The sequence below is a fragment of the Streptosporangium sp. NPDC023825 genome, from assembly GCF_040639575.1.
In the GTDB taxonomy this organism is placed as follows: Bacteria; Actinomycetota; Actinomycetes; order Streptosporangiales; family Streptosporangiaceae; genus Streptosporangium.
In genome coordinates this window covers 16,742-37,799 of the sequence record NZ_JBFAAE010000037.1, presented here as the reverse complement: position 1 = coordinate 37,799, position 21,058 = coordinate 16,742, and the positions used below count along the sequence as shown (strand labels likewise).

The window sequence follows — 21,058 nt, the reverse complement described above, 5'->3', positions numbered from 1 at the left end:
GCCCGGCGACGCCTCCGGGCCATCGGCGGGAAGCGTCACGAGATCCCGAAGCCCTGCTCCGCCGCCAGGCGCATGAGGCGGCGGTGCGCCTCACCTCCCGCACGGCCGAGCCCGTCCTGGGCGACGGTACGCAGCTCGTCGTCCTCGACGACCGTCCGGCCGCCGACCAGCAGCCGGGCCAGAGGAGGCTGCCGGGTGCCGAAGACCAGGGCGCAGACCGGGTCGGCGACCGCCGAGGCGAAGGCCCCGGTACGCCAGAGGGCGATGTCGGCGAGCTTCCCGGCCTCCAGGGAGCCGAGCTCCTCCTGCCTGCCCAGGTTCCTCGCCCCGCCGAGGGTGGCGATCTCCAGGGCTTGGCGGGCGGTGAGCGCGGTGGGCCCGTACCTGGCCCGCTGGAACAGCAGGGCCTGCCGCATCTCGCCGGAGAGGGAGGTCAGCTCGGCGGAGGCGCTGCCGTCCACCCCCAGGCCGACGTTCGCGCCCCGGTGGAGCATCTCGGAGACGCGGGCGATCCCGGCGCCGAGACGGCCGTTGGAACTGGGGCAGTGCGCCGACCCCGTACCGGTCTGGGCGAAGACGTCGATGTCGCCGTCACTCAGGTGGACGGCGTGGGCGAACCACACGTCCGGGCCGAGCCAGCCGAGCTTCTCCATGTAGTCGACCGGTCGCTGCCCGACCTGCCGCAGGCAGTGCTCCTCCTCGTCGAGGGTCTCGGCGAGGTGGGTGTGCAGGCGCACGCCCTTGGACCTGGCCAGCGCGGCGGCCTCGGTCATCAGGTCGGCGCTGACGGAGAACGGCGAGCAGGGGGCGACCGCGACGCGGAGCATGGAGGAGAAGGACGGGTCGTGGTAGGTGTCGACGGCCTCGGCCGTCGCGTCGAGGATCTCGTCGAGCCGTTCGACCACGACGTCCGGCGGCAGGCCGCCCTGCGACTTCCCCCGGTCCATCGAGCCCCGGGCGGGGTGGAAGCGCAGGCCGACCTCCCTCGCCGCCTCGATCTCCGCCGCGAACAGGTCCCCTCGCCCGGAGGGGAAGATGTAGTGGTGGTCGCTGGAGGTGGTGCAGCCGGAAAGCGCCAGGTGACCCAGCCCCGCGCCCGCCGCGCCCCTGACGACCTCGGCGTCCATCGCCGCCCACACCTGGTAGAGCGCCGTCAGCCATTCGAACAGGGTGGCGTCCTGGGCGAGTCCCTGGGAGGCCCACTGGTAGAGGTGGTGGTGGGTGTTGACCAGGCCGGGGGTGGCCAGGCAGCCGGTGCCGTCGATCCTGGCCGCTCCCGGGACGTCCGGCGCCGGACCGGCGCCCACGGCCGCGATCCTGTCGCCCTCGACGTGGATGTGCCCCGAGGGGATCTCCGGTCCCACGACCGGGGCGATGTGGACGTTCTCGATCAGGATGGAACTCACAGGCCGCCGCCTTCCACGCGGACGCTCTCGATCAGGACGGGGTTCACCGGGCCGCCGCCTTCCGCGCCGCGGCGAGGCGTACGGCGTCGAGGATCTTCTCGTAGCCGGTGCACCGGCACAGGTTGCCCGCCAGGGCCTCGCGGATCTCCGCGTCGGACGGCTGCCCGACCCGTTCGATCAGGTCGTGGGCCTGGACGAGGAGGCCGGGGGTGCAGAAGCCGCACTGGACGGCGCCGCACTCGACGAAGGCCTCCTGGATCGGGTCGAGCCGGTCGCCGTCGGCGAGCCCCTCGACGGTGCGGATCCGGCGCCCCTCGGCCTGCCCGGCCGCGACCAGGCACGCGCAGACGGGGATCCCGTCGAGATAGACCGTGCAGGAGCCGCACTCGCCCTGCTCGCACGCGTTCTTGGAACCCGGCAGGCCGACCCGCTCGCGCAGGACGTACAGGAGGCTCTCACCCTCCCAGACGTCGTCGGCGGTCTCGGTGCGGCCGTTGACGGTGAAGGTGACGCGCATCATCCGGCCCTCCTCTCGAAGTGTCCGGAGCGGAACTCGTTCCATGCCCAGGTGAGGGTGCGCCGCGCCATCACCGCGATGGCGTGGCGCCGGTAGTCGGCGGTGCCGCGCACGTCGTCGATCGGCGAGGCGGCCTCGGCGGCCAGCTCCCCGAAACGGCCGAGCACCGCGGGGTCGAGCCGGGCCTCCCAGTCGAGTTCGGCGGCGAGGAACTCCTCGGCGGCGACGGCGCGGCGGGGGGTCGGCGCGGCCGAGCCGATGCCGGTGCCGACCCGGCGCTCATCGGGGTGGAGCGCGATCGCGAACGAGCAGACCGCGATCACCATGGCGTTGCGGGTGCCGACCTTGGAGAAGTACTGGGGGCCGCTCGCGGGGCTCATCCAGAACGCCCGGATCAGCTCGCCGGCCTCCAGCGCGCTGCGCTTGACCCCGACGTAGAAGTCGGCGGCCGGGATCATCCGCACGCCCCCGGCCGCGGACTCGACCTCGACGACCGCGTCCCCGGCCAGCAGCGGCGGGTGGCTGTCCCCGGCGGGCGAGGCCGCGCCGAGGTTGCCTCCCACGGTGCCCCGGTTGCGGATCTGCGGCGAGCCGACCGTGCGGGAGGCCTGGGCCAGGCCGGGCAGCCGGTCGCCCAGCTCGGCGATCAGCCGGGCGTACGTCACGCCCGCGCCGACCCTGAGCCTGCCGTCCGGCTCCTCGCTCCACTCCGCGAGCTCGGCGACCCGGTTCAGGTCGAGCAGCGCGCCGGGCCGCCGCATATCGAAGTTGAGCTCGACCATCATGTCGGTGCCGCCCTGGATGGGCACCGCGTCCGGCCGGTCGGCCCTGGCGGCGAGTGCCTCCGCCCACGTGGCGGGTCGCAGGAAGTCCATCGTCGTCACTCCCAGTCATTCCCAGGCGAAGCGGGCGTCGGGGGCGTCGTCGCGCAGCACGCTGCCCTCGATCAGCCCGTAGGGACGGTCGGCCGCGTAGAACACCTCGTTGGGGTTGTCCAGCCCGAACGGGGTGAGGTCGACCGGGAAGTGGTGCTTGTTCGGCATCGCCAGGCGCACCTCGCAGAGCTCCTCGCGGGCGTTCAGGACCCGCTCGCCCATCGCGTAGAGCGTCTGCTGCAGCGACAGGCTGTAGGTCTCGGCGAACGCCCCGAGCAGGTGGCGGCGCACCTCGTCGTACGACTCCCCGTACGCCGCCGGTGAGGTCGCCGCGCCGGGCAGGTGCCGCCAGCGGGCCGAGACGGCGGTGGCCAGGACGCGGTCCTTGGTGGGCGGGAGGGTGGTGTACTCGTCCTCGACGAAGCCGGAGAACTCCGAATCGGTCGAGTTGAGCACCACCAGGTCCCGCAGCCCGGAGACCACGGTGGTGGTGCCGTCCCGGTCGTGGTGGACGGCGCAGGTGCGCGTCTCCCGGCCCGAGCGGACGAAGGAGTGCCGCCCGCGCTCCCCGGCGATGTCGTCGGACACCGGGATGCGGTCCCAGAAGTGCTCCTCGATCTCCACGCGGGCGTGGTGCACGGTGGGCTGCGACTCCACGTAGTGGCGGGCCAGCAGGACCGCGAAGTCCTCGATCTCCGTCACGCCGTACTTCCTGGCGAAGGCGTACACGGTGTTCTTCTGCGTGTCGGTCGGCAGGACCGCGGCGTTGTCCCCGGTGAGGTGGACCGCCTCCATGTCCCCGGACAGCGCCGAGCCGACGGTGACGTCCTTGACGTGGTGGACGGCGCCGTCCCTGACGACGCGGACCAGGCGGGTCTCCGCCTTGCCGTAGCGGTTGGGGCCGAGAACGACGGGCATGCTAGCTCCCTCGATACGTCGAGTAGGCGAACGGGCTGAGCAGCAGGGGCACGTGGTGGTGCTCCCCCGGGTCCGCCACCGTGAAGTCGATCGAGACCCGGGGGTAGAAGGCCTCCACCGCGCGGGCGGCGAAGTAGCCGCCGGTGTCGAAGACCAGGCGGTGGTCACCGGCCCCGCAGGTCCATCCCGCGATCCGCCCGTCGGCGTCGGTGACGCCCTCGGCGAGCACCTCGCCGTCCCTTTCCAGGCGTACGGCGACCCCCGCCGCGGGCCTGCCCAGGGCGGCGTCCAGTACGTGGGTGGACAGGCTCATGCGGCCCCCTCCCCGAAGGTGCGGTTCTCGATGAGTACGGGGCTCACGCGGCGGCTCCCAGGAGTTTCGCCAGCCGCAGACGGGTGATCTTCGCGAGTTCGGCCCTGACGACGTCCCGTTCGGTGTCCTCGTCGTTGCCGAGCCGCTCCGTGAGACGGGCCAGCATCTCCCCTGCCGACAGGCCGGTGGCGCAGATCAGGTAGACGTGGCCGAACCGCCGCTCGTAGGCGCGGTTTCCCTCCGCCAGCCGGTCGAGGACCTCCCGCCCGGCCGTGCCGACCCCCGCCTGCTCCCCCCGCGACCAGGCCGCCTCCGTTCCCGAGCGCCCTTCGGCGTGTTCTCCCGGGTGGCCGGGCGGCTCGGAACCGGCCGCCGGACCACCCTCCCGGGGCGGCTCGCCGATCCGGGGGTGGGCGGCCAGCGCCTCGCGGACGCCGGACCAGTCCAGCCCCCGCACGGCGGCCTCCGCCGCCTTGGCCAGCCGGTCCAGGTCGCGGTAGGGGCGCAGCGCGGCCACCTCCCGGGCGAAGGCCCGGCAGGCGCAGCAGGCCAGCAGCCCGGCCTCGGCCTCCTCGGCGCCCAGCGCGTTGAACGCGGCCAGCCCCGGGACCGGCGGCGCGGGGTTCACGTTAGGCATGGGAGCAGTACACACACCGCCGGTGTGCGCGGTCCAGCGTCACGAACCGCAAAGTGAGCCATGATTTGCCCCGGATTTTCGTAACATGCTCCAAACTCGCCTGAACGACGGGTGCCGGCGGGCGACGGCGGCGGCGAGGAACACCGGCCGCCGGGGACGGGCCGGCCACCCGGCCGGCGTCTAAAATGGGGTCACTATGACTTCACTCTCCCCCATCGGCGGGCACGTCACCGTCACCGGCGGTCTCGCCAAGGGCGGGCTGCGGTACGCCGCGGACATCGGCGCCGAGATGATCCAGGTGTTCGTCAGCAACCCCCGCGGCTGGGCTCTCGCCGCGGGCGACCCCGCCCAGGACGCCAAGCTGCGCGAATCGGGCGTGCTGTCCTTCGTGCACGCCTCCTACCTCGTCAACGTGGGGTCTCCCAGTCCCGAGACGCTGGAGAAGTCGCTGGCCACCGTGCGGCACAACCTGCTGCGTGGCCACGCGATCGGCGCGAAGGGAGTGGTCATCCACACCGGGTCGGCGGTGAGCCAGCCCCGTGACGCCGCTCTGCGCCAGCTGCGCGAGCACCTCCTGCCGCTTCTGGAGGAGATCCCCGACGACGGGCCCGACCTGCTGCTGGAGTCGATGGCCGGGCAGGGCGGGGTGCTCTGCGCGACCGTCCAGGACCTGGAGCCCTACCTGGAGGCCCTCGACTGGCACCCGAAGGCGGGCATCTGCTTCGACACCTGCCACGTCTTCTCCGCCGGGCACGACCTGTCGACCTCCGAGGGCGTCAAGGAGACCCTGGACACCCTGCACGCGCTCGCCCCGGGGCGGCTCAAGCTGGTCCACGCCAACGACTCCAAGGACCCGTGCGCCTCCAGGAGGGACCGGCACGAGAACATCGGCGCCGGCCACATCGGCGCGGCCCCCTTCGCCGAGATGATGCGCCACCCCGCGGTGGCGGGGGTGCCGTTCTGCATCGAGACGCCGGGCGGTGCCGAGAAGCACCGCGAGGACATCGACACGCTCAAGAAGCTGCGCGCCACCTGATCCGGCGACCGGCCGCCTGCCGGTGATCACCGGCGAAAAGGGCCCGCGTCCCCGGGGTCCGCGAGGTCAGACGGGACGCCCGTCCTCGTGATCCGACCGCCCCCGTGTGGCCGGATCACGGTCCGGCCCGCTGGCTGGCGCGGGCGTCCCGTCATATCGGAGATCGGCGGCCCCTCCCCTTCCGGCCAAGGACCCGGCGGCCGAGTGACCGGATGTCGCCGGCTCTCGACGGTCACCCGATGTCCGCGCGTCAGGTCTTGTGCGAGCCTTCCGGCTCTGTCCCCCCTGACGCGGCGGGTCTCGCTCTCCGATGAGGGAACACTAGAGGCGCGTCCAGACGAGTGAGCGGCGCTTTCCCCCCAGCGCGATTAACGGTCCGTAGTTGTCGATGTGCGGAGAGTACCGGTACGACGAGCGGCCGCCGGCGGACGACGAACGGTCGATCGGGGGCTTCTGGGGCCCGTGAGACCACCGGTAGGGGGAACGCCGCCGGGGCGCGCGAAACGCGTGCCGGCGAACGGAGATCAGGGGCCGGGAGCCCGGTGAGGGCAGGCAGGCGTCCCGGGCGAGGGTGCCCGAGGCGAGCGCGGGACGCCGTCCGGGCCACGGCCGGGACGGCGATCGGAGACACGGCCGGCGGCCCGGCGGCCCGGGAGTGGGCGTGCCGGGGTCCACCCGGGCGTGAATCGCCGCACGGGGGCGTGAGAGCGCCACGGCGGGGCCCGGCGAAGACGTGGCCGCACGGCGGTGTGAGAGCGCCACGCCGGGGCCCGGCAAAGACGTGGCCGCACGGCGGCCGTACGGCCCGGAGAGGGGCGAGGATCCCCGGAAACACGCCCGAGGGCCCGCGACCCCGCGCGGCTAGCGCAGGGCGGCGGAGGGCAGGGACCTGCCCCGGGCCACCCCGGGGACGGCCGGGCGGTCGCGGAACTGGCGGATGAGCCGCTCGCGGACCTGGCGGGTGTGGCGGCGGCTGACCGGGAGCGTCTCGGTGCCGACCCTGAGCATCACCCGGCCGCCGTCGAAGCGCAGCTCGCTCACGTGCCGCACCGAGACGAGCGTGCTGCGGTGCACCCTGATGAACCCCGACCCGGCCCAGCGCCGCTCCAGGGCGGCCAGCGGCATGCGGACCAGATAGCTGCCCTCGTCGGTGTGCAGCCGGACGTAGTCGCCCTGCGCCTCGGCGAACCAGACGGCCTGCTGCGGCACGAACCTCGTCCGCCCGGCGAGCTCGACCGGGATGACGTCCTCGGCCACGGGGTCGGCCGCCGCGGGGGTCGCGGGGATCAACGCCTCCAGGCGCCGCACCGCCTCGGCCAGCCGGTCGGCCCTGATCGGCTTGAGCAGGTAGTCGACCGCCTCCAGCTCGAAGGCCTGCACCGCGCACTCCTCGTGGGCGGTGACGAAGACCAGCCGGGGCGGGTCGGGGAAGCCCGCGATGAGCCTGGCCAGGTCGAGGCCGTCGAGGCCGGGCATCCGGATGTCGAGGAAGACCCCGTCCAGCCGCTCGCCCGTACCGATCATCTGGACCATGTCCTGGAGCGCGGTGACGCCGCCCACGGCGGTGGAGACGTGCTCGATCCGGGGGTCCTGGCGGAGGAGATAGGCGATCTCCTCAAGGGCGGGGACCTCGTCGTCAACGGCCAGGACTCGCAACATGACCCTACGCTGCCCCCTGAACCACATCCGCCGCAAGCCGCATGGCGACTTCAGGTAATAGTTTGACTACATGTAGCTATTGGCGGGGGAGCTTGGGAATGCGGAGCCTCACCGTGGTACCCGCGTTCGGGGCACTCTCCACGACCAGGCCGTAGTCCTCGCCGTAGATCTGGCGGAGTCGCACGTCCACGCCGGCCAGCCCGTTTCCGCCCTCCTCGTCCCCGTGCGGGTCCTCGTGCGGGAAACCGCCGTCGAGGAGCGGCCGGGTCCGCTCGGCAGGCGTGCCCGGGCCGTCGTCCTCCACGCTGACGTGCGCCTCGGGGCCGGCGTCGCTGACCACCACCCGGACCTCGCCCCGACGTCCCGCCGCGGCCACCCCGCGCTTGACGGCGTTCTCCACCAGGGGTTGCAGGCAGAGGAACGGGACGGGGAGCGACAGCACCTCCGGCGCGACCCGGAGGGTGACGCGGAGCCGGTCGCCGAACCTGGCACGTTCCAGAAGCAGGTAGCGGTCCACGCAGTGCACCTCCTCGGCGAGGGTGGTGAAGTCGCGTGCCCGGCGCAGCGCGTACCGGTTGAAGTCGGCGAACTCCACCAGCAGCTCCCGCGCCCGGTCGGGGTCGGTGCGGACGAAGGAGGCGATGGTGGTCAGCGCGTTGTAGACGAAGTGCGGGGACATCTGGGCGCGCAGCACCCGCATCTCGGCCGCCATCGTCCGCCGCCGCGAGGAGTCGGCCTCGGCCAGTTCCAGCTGTCCCGAGACCCACCGGCCGACCTCGGTGACGGTCCGCACCAGCGCCGGGCTCACCACGGTGTCGTACGCGGCGAGCGCCCCGACCACCCGCCCGTCGACGGTGAGCGGCACGACGACCCCGCCCCGGATGGCGCAGCCCGGCGTGTCGCAGGCCAGCTCGTCCTCGGCCACCGTGCGCGGGCGGGCGGAGGCGAGGACCGCACGGGCGCGCTCGGGCGCGTGGTCGCGGTGGCAGCCCGCCACGCCGTCCCAGGCGAGCAGGCCGCCGGAGTCGGTGACCGCGATGGCGCCGGTGCCCAGCAGGGCGCGCAGGTGGCGGACCGCCTTGCGGGCGGAGTCGCGGGTGAGCCCGGCCCGCAGCGAGGGCGCCGCCATCGCCGCGATGTGCAGGGTGAGGAAGGTGGCCTCGTCCGTCGGGCCGCCCGGAGGGTCCGGGTGCCGCCGGCGCGGGCGGGGCAGGAGGAATCCGAGGAGGGCGCTGAAGGCGCACAGCAGCACCCAGCCGGTGGTCGACATGCGGGAAACCGTAGTCAACCCACCCCGCTGATCAGGGGCGAACGCCGATCACGGCGGACCTTCGCCCGCTTCCTCCTGATAGGAGTAGCGCTGCTCGCGCCAGGGGTCGGCGATGTTGTGGTAGCCGCGTTCCTCCCAGAAACCGCGCTTGTCCTCCACCAGGTACTCCACGGCGCGGACCCACTTGACGCTCTTCCAGGCGTACAGGTGCGGGACGACCATCCGCACCGGGAACCCGCGTTCCGGGGAGATGGGCTTCTCGTCGAGCTCCAGCGCGAACATCGTCTGGGAGCGGGCGAAGTCGCCGATCCGGACGTTGGCGCTGTAGCCGTACTCACCCCAGATCATCACGTGCTTCACGTCGGGCGCGGGCGGGGCGATCTTCATCAGCGTCTCCGTGGACACCCCGCTCCACTCGTTTCCCATGATCGAGAACTTGGTGACGCAGTGGAAGTCGGCCAGGATCGTGGTGCGCGGCAGCTCGGAGAACTGGGGCCAGGTGAAGCGGTGCTGCTCGCCCGAGGCGGTCGCCCCCATGACGTGCAACTGCCAGGTCGCCGGGCGGAAGGTGGGCACCCGGCCGTAGTGGATCACCGGCCTGCCCCGGGGGACGTACTGGCCGGGGGGCAGTCGAGGCTCCTCCGGCGATTCGGACTGCTCCACCGTCACTCCCCTCGCCGTTTCCCCGCTGGCACGGGGTAATCCTGCCATCGTCGGTTTCCCACCTCCTCGGTGGCCACCGCATTGCACCCTTCCCCCTCCGGACCCCGGGTCACGGGAGAACGCGTTCTCGTCGTGCGCTATCATTTGCGGCTATGCGCACCGCGTTCTGGTTTTGGTATGGCGACGGACCCTCTGGTCGGACCGTTCGCCTCCAGATGCTGCGCTGACAGCCTGGCGAACAGAAGGCCCCGGGTCCGGTTTTCGGACCCGGGGCCTTCTGCTTTTCCCGGCCTTCGCCGAGAACGTCACAACCACGAAAACCATCGGGGCCCGCCGGGATCGGCAGGCACCGGCGGAGCGATCGAGAGGGAGAGAAATGGTCATCGTCATGGGCCCGGACGCCACGCGAGAGGACGTCGAGGCGATCGTGGAGATCATCAGTGCGGCGGGCGGCGAGGCGTTCGTCAGCAGGGGCGTGAGCCGCACGATCATCGGCCTGGTCGGCGACATCGCCCAGTTCGCCACCCTGGACCTGCGCGGGATGCCGGGGGTGGCCGACGTGATGCGGGTGAGCGCGCCGTACAAGCTGGTGAGCCGCGACAACCACCCCGAGCGGTCCACCGTGCGCGTCGGCGGCGTGCCGATCGGCCCGGACACGGTCACCCTGATCGCCGGGCCGTGCGCGGTGGAGACCCCGCAGCAGACCCTGGAGGCCGCCCTGATGGCGAAGGCGGCCGGGGCCACCCTGCTGCGCGGCGGTGCCTACAAGCCCCGCACCTCCCCGTACGCCTTCCAGGGGCTGGGCGAGGCGGGGCTGCGCATCCTCGCCGACGTGCGCGAGGAGACCGGGCTTCCCGTCGTCACCGAGGTCGTCGACGCCGACAACGTGGAGCTGGTGGCCTCCTACGCCGACATGCTCCAGGTCGGCACCCGCAACGCGCAGAACTTCGCGCTGCTGCAGGCCGTCGGCGCCTCCGGCAAGCCGGTGATGCTCAAGCGCGGGATGAGCGCCACCATCGAGGAGTGGCTGATGGCCGCCGAGTACGTCGCCCAGCGCGGCAACCTCGACATCGTGCTGTGCGAGCGCGGCATCCGCACCTTCGAGACCGCCACCCGCAACACCCTGGACGTCTCGGCGGTACCGCTCGCCCAGCGGCTGTCGCACCTGCCGGTGATCGTCGACCCGTCCCACTCCGGCGGCCACCGCGACCTGGTCCTGCCGCTCACCCGCGCGGCCATCGCGGCCGGCGCCGACGGCGTGATCATCGATGTCCACCCGCACCCCGAGCAGGCCCTCTGCGACGGCCCGCAGGCGCTGGTCGACGGCGACCTGGACGAGCTCGCCCGGGTGATGGAGCGGTTCCCGCCGCTGCTGGGCAAGGTCGCCGCCGGTGACCTCCTGGCGCCCGCCTGACCTCTCGGCCCTCCCCCGGGCGTGCCCGGGGGTCAGGTGTCGATCTTGTACTCCTGCAGGGAACCGGCCAGCTGGACGGCGAGCTCCTCGGCGTCGAGGCGGCGCTCGATCTTCTTCAGGTCGGCGACCTTCGCGGCGGTCTCGGCCCTGCGGGGGGCCAGGAGCGTGCAGCAGTCCTCGTCCGGCAGCTCGGAGATCGCCAGGGTGCCGATGCGGCGGGCCTCGGCCATGATCTCGGTCTTGTCGAGGCCGATGAGGGGACGCAGGATCGGCATGTCGACGGCGTCGTCCTGGGCGGTGATGTTCTGCAGGGTCTGCGAGGAGACCTGCCCCAGGGAGTCGCCGGTGACCAGGGCCCCGGCGCGCAGGCGGCGGGCGACCTCCTCGCCGGTCTTCAGCATCAGGCGCCGCTGGGTGATGATCGCCAGGCGGTCCTGCCCGGAGGCCTTGATCGACTGCTGGGCCTTGCCGAACGGGACGACCCACAGCCGGGACCCGCCCTGGAACTTGTCGAGCGCCCTGACCAGCGCGTACGCCTTGTAGATGGACTCCGAGGTGGTGAAGGGGATGCCGGAGAAGTGCAGGAAGTCGACCCGCAGGCCGCGGCGCATCATCCGGTAGGCGGCCACCGGGGAGTCGATGCCGCCGGACATCAGCACCAGGCCCCTGCCGCTGGTGCCGACCGGCAGCCCGCCCTGGCCCGGCTGCCCGCCGGTGAAGACGAACGCCTCGTCGCGGTCGACCTCGATGGAGACCACCAGCTCGGGGCGCTTCAGGTCGACCGGCAGGCCGTAGATGTCGTTGAGCTCGCCGCCGACCGAGCGGTCCAGCTGCATCGAGGTGAGCGGGAAGCGCTTGTCGCGGCGGCGGGAGCGGACCGCGAAGGAGACGCCGCGCCTGACGTCGTCACGGTCGGCCAGCAACTCGATGGCGGCCTTGATGATCGCCGAGGGGTCCTTCTCCACCCGCCAGGCGCGGTGCACCCAGACCAGGCCGGGGACGTACGAGACACGCTCGGCGACCGCGTCGGCGATCTCCGCGTCGCTGCCGTCCGGCAGGAAGAGCGCGATGACACCGTGGCGCTGCCGCACGTCGACCTTGACGCCGACGTCCTTCAGGGCGGCCTTGATGTTGGCCTGCAACCTGCGCTCGAAGAGCTCGCGGTTGTTGCCCTTGAGGACGACCTCGCCCAGTTTGAGCAGAACGCAGGGCTCGCCCAAGGCGGACATGGTCATGGTGCGACCTCCGGTGGAACTTCGAGGGGAACGGGGAGTCGGGGGACGTCAGGGAGACCCGGAGAACCCGGGAGCCCGGGAACCACAGTCAAGTCTCTCGCGTACTCACGCAAAGACAACGTCTCGACCTTGTCACTTTAGTCGCGCTTACGACTCGTCGAGGCCCTGCTCGATCGCGTAGCGGACCAGCTCCACCCGATTGTGGAGCTGGAGCTTGTTCAACGTGTTCTGGACGTGGTTCTGCACCGTCCGGTGGGAGAGCACCAGACGCTCGGCGATCTGCTTGTACGACAGGCCCTTGGCGACCAGGCGGAGCACCTCGGTCTCCCGCTCGGTCAGGCGGGGGGTCGCCTCGGGCACGGGCCGGGCGGCCAGCCTGCGGTACTCCCCCAGGACGAGTCCCGCCAGGCCGGGGGTGAACACCGCGTCGCCCTCGGCGGTGCGCCTGACCGCGTCGAGGAACTCCTCCTTGCTCGCCGATTTCAGGAGATATCCGGACGCGCCCGCCTTGACGGCCTCCAGCACGTCCTCCTGCTCGCCGCTGGCCGACAGCATCAGCACCCGGGGCGGCGGCTCCGACGCGGCCAGCCTCCTGGCCACCTCGACCCCCGGCAGGTCGGGCAGCTGCAGGTCGAGCACGACCAGCTCGGGCCGGACCGCCGCGGCCACCCGGACCGCCTGCCGCCCCTCCCCGACCGTCGCCACGACCTCGTACCCGGCCTCGGCCAGATCCCTGGCCACCCCGTCCCTCCACATCGGGTGGTCGTCCACCACCATCACGCGCATTGGCCCACCTTAGGGCTGTTCTGTCCCGACCGGCCGGTCTTCTTCACCGGCCGGAACCGACATCTCGATCTCGGTGCCCCGGCCCGGGTCCGAGATCACGGTGACCGTGCCGCCGAGGTCGGCGATGCGGCCCCGGATGGACTGCGCGACGCCCAGCCGCCCGGCGGCGGCGGCCTCCTCCAGGCGTCCGGGCGCGATGCCCGGCCCCTCGTCCCTGACGGTCACGGTGACCAGCCCGCCGTCGCCCTCGGCGAAGACCCACGCGGGCGCCCGCGCCCCGCAGTGGCGGGCGACGTTGTCCAGGGCGGCCCCGACCGCGGCGGCCATCTCGGCCGCGGTGGCCGCGGGCAGGGTCAGCGGGGTCGCCGGGGCCGAGACGGTCACCGTGGCCGAGCCGTACCTGTGCAGCAGGGCGCACAGGTCGGCGGTGCCGAGGGCGGACGCCTCGGGCCTGAGCCTGACCAGCTCGCGCAGCGCGGCCTCCTGCTCGCCCGCGAGCCTGCCCAGCTCGGCCGCCTCGCCGCCGATCTCCTGCCCGCGCCGCTGGACCAGCGCGAGCACCTGGAGCACCGAGTCGTGGATCCCCCGGGCGAGCCGCTCCCGCTCCCGCCCGGCGGCCTCCAGCTCGATCGCCTGCTGCATGCGCTCCTCGGCCTTCTTGGCCAGCCGGGCCACGTGCCCGACGACCACTCCGGCGAGGAAGAGCAGGACGGTGCCGTTGATCGGCAGCACCTCGAAGCCGCCCCCGGGGACGCCGTGCAGCCACAGGTCGGCCAGCGAGACGATCAGCGCGGCCGCCGCCCCCAGCCGCCGCCCGCCGTACACCGCCCAGGCGAGCACCGCCCCGCCCATCCAGGTGCCGGTGATCGGCAGGCTACCCTGCTGGTAGGCGCCCTGCACGGCCGGAGTGGCGAGCAGGCAGCCCACGGTCACGAGCATGTCGGCGGCGAGCAGGGGCCGGCCGCGCAGCTCCCTGACGGAGTAGGCGAAGATCGTCGCCACGGTCCACAGTGCCATGACGCCGATCACCAGCCAGCCGGTCACCGGGTGGGCGTACCCTCCGGCGCGGATGAGCAGGAGCGCCGCGTATCCGAGGGATGCGACGCGGAAAACCGCGACCGCTCGCCAGAACGGATCCTCGATTCCCGTCATCGGGCGCCCGCGCCTTTCTCCGGAAAGGCCGCGAGCTGCAATAATCCCCTGATTTCCCTCTCACTAGAAACTGGAACATGTCCCACGTAGATCACTTCTCCTATGGCCTGCTCACCCCCGTGCTGGCCTACGTCATGTCGAGTGTCGGATGCATGCTCGGTCTTCTGCTCACCGCCAGGGCCCGCGCGGCGACGGGCGCGGCCCGCGCCCGCTGGCTGGCGGGCGGGGCGCTGTCCATCGGCGGCACCGGCATCTGGGTCATGCACTTCGTCGCCATGATGGGCTTCGCCGTCGGCGGTGGCCAGATCCGTTACGACGTGCCGTTGACGGTCGGCTCGGCGGCCCTGGCGGTCGTCATCGTGGGCGCGGGCCTGCTGCTGGTCTCCTACCAGGGTGAGAGGCCGCTCCCCCTGCTGTCCGGCGGCGTGCTCACCGGCCTCGGCGTGGCGGGCATGCACTACATCGGGATGTTCGCGATGAACATGTCGGCCCAGGTGTCCTACGACCCGCTGCTGGTCGGGCTCTCGGTGCTGATCGCGATCGCCGCCTCCACGGTGGCGCTCTGGTTCACCCTGCGGGTCAGCGGCGCGCTCGCCACCGGCGGCGCCGCGCTGATCATGGCTCTGGCCGTCTGCGGCATGCACTACACCGGCATGTTCGCGCTCGAGGTGCGGCCCCTGATCTCGCTGACGCCGGTCGAGGGGGCCAGGGGCGTCGACTTCATGCTGCCCACGCTGGCCCTGGTGAGCCTGCTCACCCTCGGCCTGCTGCTGGCCGTCATCCTGGCGCCGTCGCCGCGGGAGATGGAGAACGACGCCGCCCTGCTGGCCAAACTGGAGAGCCTCCGCGACGAGGACCGGCTCCGGGAGCCGGTCGCCCCGCCGCCGGCCCCCGCACGGAGGGGCCCGTCGCTGTTCGACTCCCAGGGGCGATGATGTACGGCTTGCGCCCCCGCTGGTGCCTGGTCAAGGCGCAAGCCGTACATGGAGGGGAATCGCGGGCGGCCGCCCTGTCGGGAGGCTAGGGGAGGCCGCTTGCAGAACACTTGCCGGCGCCCCCGGAGAGACGCCTCGGGGGCGGCCTCCGGGGGCGATCCGGCTCAGCCGAAGAAGACCTCGGCCTCCTCGTAGCGGCCGGCCGGCACGGTCTTCAGCTCCTTGGTGGCCTCGTCGAGGCCGACCCTGACGATGTCGGTGCCCTGCAGGGCGACCATCTTGCCGAAGTCGCCCTCCTGCACCGCGTCGATGGCCTGCAGGCCGAACCGGGTGGCCAGCACCCGGTCGAAGGCCGTGGGGGTGCCGCCGCGCTGGATGTGGCCGAGCACGGTGGTACGGGCCTCCTTGCCGGTGCGCTTCTCGATCTCCTTGGCGAGGTTCTCGCCGATGCCGCCGAGCCGCACGTGGCCGAAGGCGTCGAGCTCGCCCGCCTGCAGCGCCATCTGGCCCTCGACCGGGTGCGCCCCCTCGGCCACGACGATGATCGGCGCGTACCGCGTCTTGAAGCGGGACTCGACGTAGGCGCAGACCTTGTCGATGTCGAAGGGCTTCTCCGGGATGAGGATGACGTTGGCGCCGCCCGCCATTCCGGCGTGCAGGGCGATCCAGCCCGCGTGGCGGCCCATGACCTCGCAGATCAGCGCGCGGTGGTGGGACTCGGCGGTGGTGTGCAGGCGGTCGATCGCCTCGACGGCGATGTTGACGGCCGTGTCGAAGCCGAAGGTGTAGTCGGTCGCGTTGAGGTCGTTGTCGATCGTCTTGGGCACGCCGACGACCTTCACGCCCTTGTCGAAGAGCTGCTTGGCCACACCGAGGGTGTCCTCGCCGCCGATCGCGATCAGCGCGTCGACCCCGCCCTTCGCGAGGTTTTCCTTGATCTTCTCAACGCCACCCTCGATCTTGATCGGGTTGGTCCTGGAAGAGCCAAGGATCGTTCCGCCACGCGGCAGGATTCCGCGTACGGCCTCGATGTCAAGCGGCATGGTGTCGCCCTCGAGGGGACCGCGCCAGCCGTCGCGGAACCCGACGAACTCGTGCCCGTGAACGCCCACTCCCTTGCGCACGACGGCGCGGATAACGGCGTTCAGGCCAGGGCAGTCGCCGCCCCCGGTGAGCACTCCGATACGCATGGCATCCTCCGGTAGTGAGTTCGATACAAGATGGCCAGACTAAGTGGCACGGTCGGACCGGCGACGGGTTTTCGCCACCGACGCAACGCATTCTGCCCGCAGATGCGCCCAGTGGTCTAGACCAAGGGGAGTAGTCCTCACATGTCCTTTCCCATGATCGACAGGTGAGCCGCCCGGCGGAGCAGGCTCCCCGCACCCGGCCGGGCGCGCACATCAGAGGCGCATCAGGGGCACGTCAACGGCACGCCAGAGGCACGCCAGGGCACATCGGAAGCGGGCCGGAGGTCCCGGGAGGCTCCTGGGGGAAATGCTACGGCAGCGGCAGCACGCAGGAAGGGGTGCCGACGGCGAAGACCTCCTCCGCGGGCTGCGGCACGCCTCCCTTGAGCGGGAGCACGGCGACGCCGTCCGAGCGCTGGTTGGCCACGTACACGCGGTCGTCGGCGATGGCGAAGTGCCGCGGCCACACGCCGCCGCAGGGGACCTCCGCCACCGGCTCCAGCCCGGGACCCGCGAAGACCGAGATCGTGTCGGGTCCCCGGTTGGCGACGTAGACGAGCCCGCCGGAGACCTCCAGGTGCGAGGGCTGGTTGTGTCCGCCGGTCCCGCCGGCCGGGACGGCGGCGACCTCGCGCCACTCCCCGCCGGAGACACCCGGGGTGCCGGAGGCGCCGGAGTCGTCGAGGCCGCCGGAGACCTCGTAGACGCGCACGGTGCCGTCCAGTTCCCCCGCCACGTACCAGTGGCCGTCCGACCAGGCCATGTGCCGGGGGCCCATGCCTGACGCGAGCCGCACCGGGCCCGCGGGATGCGGGACCACCTCGTCCCCGACCAGGTAGCGGCGGACCTCGTCGGAACCCAGGTCGCTCACGTACAGCACCCCGTCGGGGCCGAAGACCGCCTGGTGGGCGTGGGCGCCCTCGCGGTAGGGGAAGATCCACACGTCGGTCAGGAGGCCGGAGCCGTCGATGCCGTGCACGCTGACCGTGCCGTCGCCGTAGTTGGCCACCGCGAGGCGCGTGCCGGTGGGGTCCACCGCCAGGTGGCAGGGCGCCGACCCCTCGCTGGGCCGCTGCGCGAGCGGGCTCAGCGTGCCGTCCCCGGCGCGGGCGAAGACGCAGACCGTGCCGCGCTCGCTCTCCCCCACCGCGTAGAGGACCGGGAGGGTGGGGTGGACGGCGAGGAAGGAGGGGCCGGAGGCCGCCGTCTCCCCGAGCCGCGCGAGGCTCCCCAGCTCGACCAGGGTGATCCCCGGCCCGGACCCGTTGGTGTCCGGGGTGTATCCGCCGATGTACGCGACCTCAGCCATCATGCTCCCGCCGTGGGCGCGGCACGCGCCGCCCCCGCTCATCATCCGTTCTCGGCCAAAGTGCGAAGTTAGCGCAGCGGGCCGCCGATCTCACAGGAGGCCGCGTCGGCCAATTCATTGACTCCGTCAACGAATTGGTTGATTCTGTCAAGCATGGAGAGACACGTGGCGGACGTCCGCGCCTTCAACCGCTTCTACACGAGGCTGATCGGCCTGCTTCATCAGGGCCTCCTGGACAGCCCCTACTCGCTGACCGAGATGAGGGTGCTGTTCGAGCTGGACCGGGCGGGCCGGATGGAGGTGAGCGACCTGCGGCGGCTGCTCGGGGTCGACGCCGGATACCTCAGCCGGATGCTCGGCAGGTTCGAGGGCGACGGCCTGGTGGTGCGCGAGCGGTCCGCCGCCGACGCGCGGCGGCAGGTGGTCGAGCTGACCGCCGAGGGCAGGACCAGGTTCGCGGGCTTCGACGAGCGCGCGGCGGAGGAGGTACGCGACCTGATGGCAGGGGTGACCGACGAGGACGGCGACCGGCTGGTCGCGAGCATGGCGACGATCAAAGAGATCTTCGGCCGGACACCGAAGGCGGAGCGGCCGTACGTCATCCGCCCGCCGCGCTCCGGCGACCTCGGCTGGGTGGTCTACCGGCACGGCACGCTCTACAGCCAGGAGCGGGGCTGGGGGATGGACTTCGAGGCGTTGGTGGCCAGGGTCGTGGCCGACTACGTGGACGGCCACGACCCCCGGCGCGAGGCGGCCTGGATCGCCGAGGTGGACGGCGAGCGCGCCGGATGCGTCTTCTGCGTGCGCAAGGACGACGAGACCGCGCAGCTGCGGATGCTGCTGGTCGAGCCGTCCGTACGCGGCATGGGGATCGGCACCCGGCTCGTGGACGAGTGCGTGCGCTTCGCCAGGGCGGCCGGCTACCGGCGGATGGTGCTGTGGACCAGGGACGTGCTGGTGGGCGCCAGGCGCATCTACCAGGCGGCGGGCTTCGAGCTGGTCGAGAAGGAGCGGGGCGGGGGCGGGCCGGGCGGCGGGGACTTCGTCGAGGAGATCTGGGCCCGCGACCTCTGAGACCGCCTCCCCGGCGGCGGGCCCGCGCCACGAACCCACCGGCCCGCCACGACCTCGCCGGACCCGCCGGGGAAGGGGACGAAGGCGCCGGCCCGGGCCCGCCGGCCGGACCCGGGCCCGGGATCCCTGTTCAGGGGCCGTCCCCGGCCTCACCCTAATTCCCTCTTTATAGATAGGTATTATGTGGTTAATATCAGGGACACCACCCGTTCCGTATGAGCCCTGTGAGGCGAAGATGCGCTTGCACTGGTTCCTGCCCACCACCGGCGACGGCCATCACGTCAGGCCCGCCACGACCACCGTCGCGGCGGGAGGCGCCGCGGCCAGGCCCGCGACGCTCGACTACCTGTCCCAGGTGGCCCGCGCCGCCGAGGCGGCCGGTTTCGAGGCGGCGCTGACCCCGGTCGGAGCGGGCTGCCCCGACCCGCTGGTGGCGTGCAGCGCCGTCGCGGCACGGACCGAGCGGCTCAAGCTGCTGGTGGCCTTCCGGCCCGGCTTCACCCTTCCCACGCTGCTCGCCCAGCAGGCGCAGACCCTCCAGGAGATCAGCGGAGGGCGGCTCCTGCTCAACGTGGTCACCGGCGGCGACCCCGGGGAGCAGCGCGCCTACGGCGACTTCCTCGACCACGACGCCCGCTACGAGCGCACCGGCGAGTTCATCGAGGTGCTCAGGCGCACCTGGGCGGGCGAGCCGTTCGACCACCTGGGCGCCCACTACCGGGTGTCGGGGGGAGGGCTCGCCACTCCGCTCCTCGACACCCCCGACATCTACTTCGGCGGGGCCTCCCCCGCCGCGGAGCGGGTGGCCGCCGCCGGAGCCGACGTCTACCTGATGTGGGGCGAGCCCCCGGCGATGATCGCCGAACGGGTCGCCAGGATGCGTACGCTCGCCGCCGAGGCGGGCCGCGAGCCGCGGTTCGGCATCCGGCTGCACGTCATCGCCCGCGACACCTCCGAGGAGGCCTGGGCGCACGCCCGGCGCCTGCTCGACGGCATGGACCCGGACAGGATCGCCGCCGCCCAGGCGCGGTTCGCCCGGATGGACTCCGTGGGGCAGCGCCGCATGGCCGGCCTCCACGGAGGTTCCGCGGACGCGCTGGAGATCTCACCCAACCTCTGGGCTGGGGTCGGGCTGGTCAGGGAGGGTGCCGGCACCGCGCTGGTCGGCAGCTACGCGGAGGTCGCCGAGCGCATCCGCGAATACTCCGAGCTCGGCCTGTCGGAGTTCGTCCTGTCCGGCTGGCCGCACCTGGAGGAGGCCTGGCGGGTGGGCGACTTCGTCCTCCCCCGGCTGGCCGCTCCCGCGCTCGTCGCGTGAGCGTTCTCCCCTCTCCGTCCCCGCCACGTGAACGTCCCCGGCGCCGGACCCGACCCGGACTCGTCCCGCGCCGCCGTCAGCACACGCGCCGACTTCGGGAGGCGACGCTTCTCATGAACCGCTACGCCGCCGGTCCTTCATGGGAACCGGACTCCGACGGGCCCCGAGACCGTGTCTCGTTCGGTGATCGATCGTTGATCCGATCATGAAGATGTTCTCAGGGCGCGCGGGACGGCGAACCCATGAGAGGGACAGTCCGGCCTGGTCAAACCGTAGTAGGACATAGAGGCGGCGAGCAGGCCCAAGCCCCACGACGTATAGCCGAACATTTCCATCGACACCTTCCAGACCGGGGCTTGAGCCAGGTTGCCCTTGCCGAGGAGCCATGCCGTCATCCCGGCCACGCCGAAGTAGCCGGCCAAGCCCGCGCCGACGAACAAGGCGGGCCCGAGCACGAGCCATCGCGGCACGTCACGTCCCGCCAGCGGGACCACCCAACGCGGCCAGATCCTGCCGAACCGGTGGACCAATGCCAGCGGCAGAAGGGTGCCGGCCAGGATCAGCAGGGCGACGAAGATCCCGAAGGGCGCACCGAGCGCGAACGGCAGCGGCTTGTGCGTCGTGATGGAGTCGACTACCAGCACGATCACACGAGCTGCGCAACCGGCGATCGCGACGTAGGCGGCGAGGTAGGCCCACCGCGGTGTGGGATCGGTGCGCCGCTCCGGCGAACGGCCGTGGACTCGGGCGCAGTGAGAGCAGGCCCGCCTCACCCTGCGCTGCTCGGCGACGGCACACGCCAGCGTCAGCGCGCCCGCCGTCGCCCCGGCCGCGCGGGTCAACAGGCTCCCCCAGTCGTCGACCTGGCCGAACAGCATGGTGGCGAGGCTGATGGCGAGCATGTACGAATAAACGATCAGCCCGGCCCCGATCACCCACGCCAGCGCCACCAGCATCCACCGCACAGGCGCCGCCCAGTGGTGTCCGATCCCGGCGGCGATCACCGAGCACACCGCCGTGGCCGTGAAGGCGAGCGTCACCGCCACCCACCGGCCAGGCGAGAACGCCTCCTCCGGGGGAGCCAGCGGCGACCCCGGGTCTGCCAGCCACCACACGTGGGCCGCACCGTAGAGCGAGCTCCACACCGCGGCGACGCACGGCCACCTGCGCCGTTCGCCCAACCCCTCGCCTCTCATCCAGACTCCTCAACCCCGTGACACGATGACCCGGTGAAGCCTGCTACGCCGGACCTGTGACCTCGCTGAGGGACACTGAGAATTCACTCAACCCATGACACGGCGACAAGCCTCGGCGCGGTCCCGCGGGACGCGGGTTCAGCAGCCGGAGCAGG

At 72.2% G+C, this 21,058-nt stretch carries 20 protein-coding genes; 5 read left to right on the top strand and 15 right to left on the bottom strand.

The annotated features are described in order from the left end of the window. Positions 1-35: 35 nt before the first annotated feature. Genes AB0G15_RS27650 through uraD form a run of 6 tightly spaced genes read right to left on the bottom strand, consistent with a single transcriptional unit; the run spans position 36 to position 4,666 of the window. On the bottom strand, positions 36-1,406 hold the full coding sequence (locus tag AB0G15_RS27650; RefSeq protein WP_362845355.1) for an 8-oxoguanine deaminase: 1,371 nt from the start codon (positions 1,404-1,406) through the stop codon (positions 36-38). Between the two features lie 43 nt (positions 1,407-1,449). Beyond that, a complete protein-coding gene (locus AB0G15_RS27645) occupies positions 1,450-1,923 on the bottom strand; it encodes a (2Fe-2S)-binding protein (protein WP_362677918.1) in 474 nt (157 codons plus the stop codon). Continuing rightward, complete coding sequence (locus tag AB0G15_RS27640; protein ID WP_362845353.1) at positions 1,923-2,798, bottom strand: FAD binding domain-containing protein; 876 nt, start codon at positions 2,796-2,798, stop codon at positions 1,923-1,925. The genes AB0G15_RS27645 and AB0G15_RS27640 overlap by 1 nt, the downstream gene beginning before the upstream one ends. Before the next feature lie 15 nt (positions 2,799-2,813). Then, positions 2,814-3,716, bottom strand: a complete 903-nt coding sequence (pucL, locus tag AB0G15_RS27635) for a factor-independent urate hydroxylase (protein WP_362845351.1) — start codon at positions 3,714-3,716, stop codon at positions 2,814-2,816. Position 3,717: 1 nt separating this feature from the next. Beyond that, the gene (uraH, locus tag AB0G15_RS27630) at positions 3,718-4,029 is read right to left on the bottom strand and encodes a hydroxyisourate hydrolase (protein ID WP_362845349.1); all 312 of its coding nucleotides are present in this window, start codon (positions 4,027-4,029) and stop codon (positions 3,718-3,720) included. A 43-nt stretch (positions 4,030-4,072) separates the two neighbouring features. Beyond that, positions 4,073-4,666: a 2-oxo-4-hydroxy-4-carboxy-5-ureidoimidazoline decarboxylase gene (uraD, locus tag AB0G15_RS27625; protein ID WP_362845347.1), complete on the bottom strand. Its 594-nt coding sequence runs from the start codon at positions 4,664-4,666 to the stop codon at positions 4,073-4,075. A gap of 196 nt (positions 4,667-4,862) precedes the next feature. On the opposite strand from uraD, the gene AB0G15_RS27620 reads away from it, so the two are divergent. Next, a complete protein-coding gene (locus tag AB0G15_RS27620) occupies positions 4,863-5,702 on the top strand; it encodes a deoxyribonuclease IV (protein ID WP_362845345.1) in 840 nt (279 codons plus the stop codon). Positions 5,703-6,563: 861 nt separating this feature from the next. Here the strand turns inward: AB0G15_RS27620 and AB0G15_RS27615 are convergent. The 3 genes from AB0G15_RS27615 to AB0G15_RS27605 all read right to left on the bottom strand — a co-directional run bounded on the left by AB0G15_RS27615 (position 6,564) and on the right by AB0G15_RS27605 (position 9,294). Next, positions 6,564-7,361 (bottom strand): LytTR family DNA-binding domain-containing protein, encoded by a 798-nt coding sequence (locus AB0G15_RS27615; RefSeq protein ID WP_362845343.1) that lies wholly within the window; start codon positions 7,359-7,361, stop codon positions 6,564-6,566. Positions 7,362-7,437: 76 nt separating this feature from the next. Then, on the bottom strand, positions 7,438-8,631 hold the full coding sequence (locus AB0G15_RS27610) for a histidine kinase (RefSeq protein WP_362845341.1): 1,194 nt from the start codon (positions 8,629-8,631) through the stop codon (positions 7,438-7,440). A gap of 48 nt (positions 8,632-8,679) precedes the next feature. Further along, entirely contained in the window at positions 8,680-9,294 is a 615-nt protein-coding gene (locus tag AB0G15_RS27605; RefSeq protein WP_362845339.1) for a molybdopterin-dependent oxidoreductase, read from the bottom strand. A gap of 376 nt (positions 9,295-9,670) precedes the next feature. Here AB0G15_RS27605 and aroF point away from each other — a divergent pair, with 376 nt between their 5' ends. Continuing rightward, positions 9,671-10,708: a 3-deoxy-7-phosphoheptulonate synthase gene (gene aroF / locus AB0G15_RS27600; RefSeq protein ID WP_362845337.1), complete on the top strand. Its 1,038-nt coding sequence runs from the start codon at positions 9,671-9,673 to the stop codon at positions 10,706-10,708. 32 nt (positions 10,709-10,740) lie between these two features. On the opposite strand, the gene thiI is transcribed toward aroF, so the two are convergent. From thiI to AB0G15_RS27585, 3 genes are all read right to left on the bottom strand, one after another. After that, entirely contained in the window at positions 10,741-11,943 is a 1,203-nt protein-coding gene (gene thiI / locus AB0G15_RS27595) for a tRNA uracil 4-sulfurtransferase ThiI (protein ID WP_362845335.1), read from the bottom strand. Positions 11,944-12,090: 147 nt separating this feature from the next. After that, a complete protein-coding gene (locus tag AB0G15_RS27590; protein WP_362845422.1) occupies positions 12,091-12,720 on the bottom strand; it encodes a response regulator transcription factor in 630 nt (209 codons plus the stop codon). A gap of 18 nt (positions 12,721-12,738) precedes the next feature. Further along, on the bottom strand, positions 12,739-13,881 hold the full coding sequence (locus tag AB0G15_RS27585) for a DUF5931 domain-containing protein (RefSeq protein ID WP_362845333.1): 1,143 nt from the start codon (positions 13,879-13,881) through the stop codon (positions 12,739-12,741). 77 nt (positions 13,882-13,958) lie between these two features. On the opposite strand from AB0G15_RS27585, the gene AB0G15_RS27580 reads away from it, so the two are divergent. Further along, on the top strand, positions 13,959-14,816 hold the full coding sequence (locus AB0G15_RS27580) for an MHYT domain-containing protein (RefSeq protein WP_362845331.1): 858 nt from the start codon (positions 13,959-13,961) through the stop codon (positions 14,814-14,816). Positions 14,817-14,980: 164 nt separating this feature from the next. Here AB0G15_RS27580 and AB0G15_RS27575 read toward each other — a convergent pair whose 3' ends face one another. Both AB0G15_RS27575 and AB0G15_RS27570 read right to left on the bottom strand, forming a co-directional pair. Further along, the gene (locus AB0G15_RS27575; RefSeq protein ID WP_362845329.1) at positions 14,981-16,006 is read right to left on the bottom strand and encodes a 6-phosphofructokinase; all 1,026 of its coding nucleotides are present in this window, start codon (positions 16,004-16,006) and stop codon (positions 14,981-14,983) included. A 310-nt stretch (positions 16,007-16,316) separates the two neighbouring features. After that, positions 16,317-17,318: a beta-propeller fold lactonase family protein gene (locus AB0G15_RS27570; protein ID WP_362845327.1), complete on the bottom strand. Its 1,002-nt coding sequence runs from the start codon at positions 17,316-17,318 to the stop codon at positions 16,317-16,319. Positions 17,319-17,468: 150 nt separating this feature from the next. Between AB0G15_RS27570 and AB0G15_RS27565 the strand changes: the two genes are divergently transcribed. Next, positions 17,469-18,389 carry a bifunctional helix-turn-helix transcriptional regulator/GNAT family N-acetyltransferase gene (locus AB0G15_RS27565; protein WP_362845325.1) on the top strand — a complete coding sequence of 307 codons (921 nt, stop codon included), beginning with the start codon at positions 17,469-17,471 and terminating at the stop codon, positions 18,387-18,389. A 235-nt stretch (positions 18,390-18,624) separates the two neighbouring features. Continuing rightward, entirely contained in the window at positions 18,625-19,707 is a 1,083-nt protein-coding gene (locus AB0G15_RS27560) for an LLM class flavin-dependent oxidoreductase (RefSeq protein ID WP_362845323.1), read from the top strand. A 203-nt stretch (positions 19,708-19,910) separates the two neighbouring features. Here the strand turns inward: AB0G15_RS27560 and AB0G15_RS27555 are convergent, their stop codons facing one another. Then, positions 19,911-20,903, bottom strand: a complete 993-nt coding sequence (locus AB0G15_RS27555) for a hypothetical protein (RefSeq protein WP_362845321.1) — start codon at positions 20,901-20,903, stop codon at positions 19,911-19,913. Between the last annotated feature and the right edge of the window lie 155 nt (positions 20,904-21,058).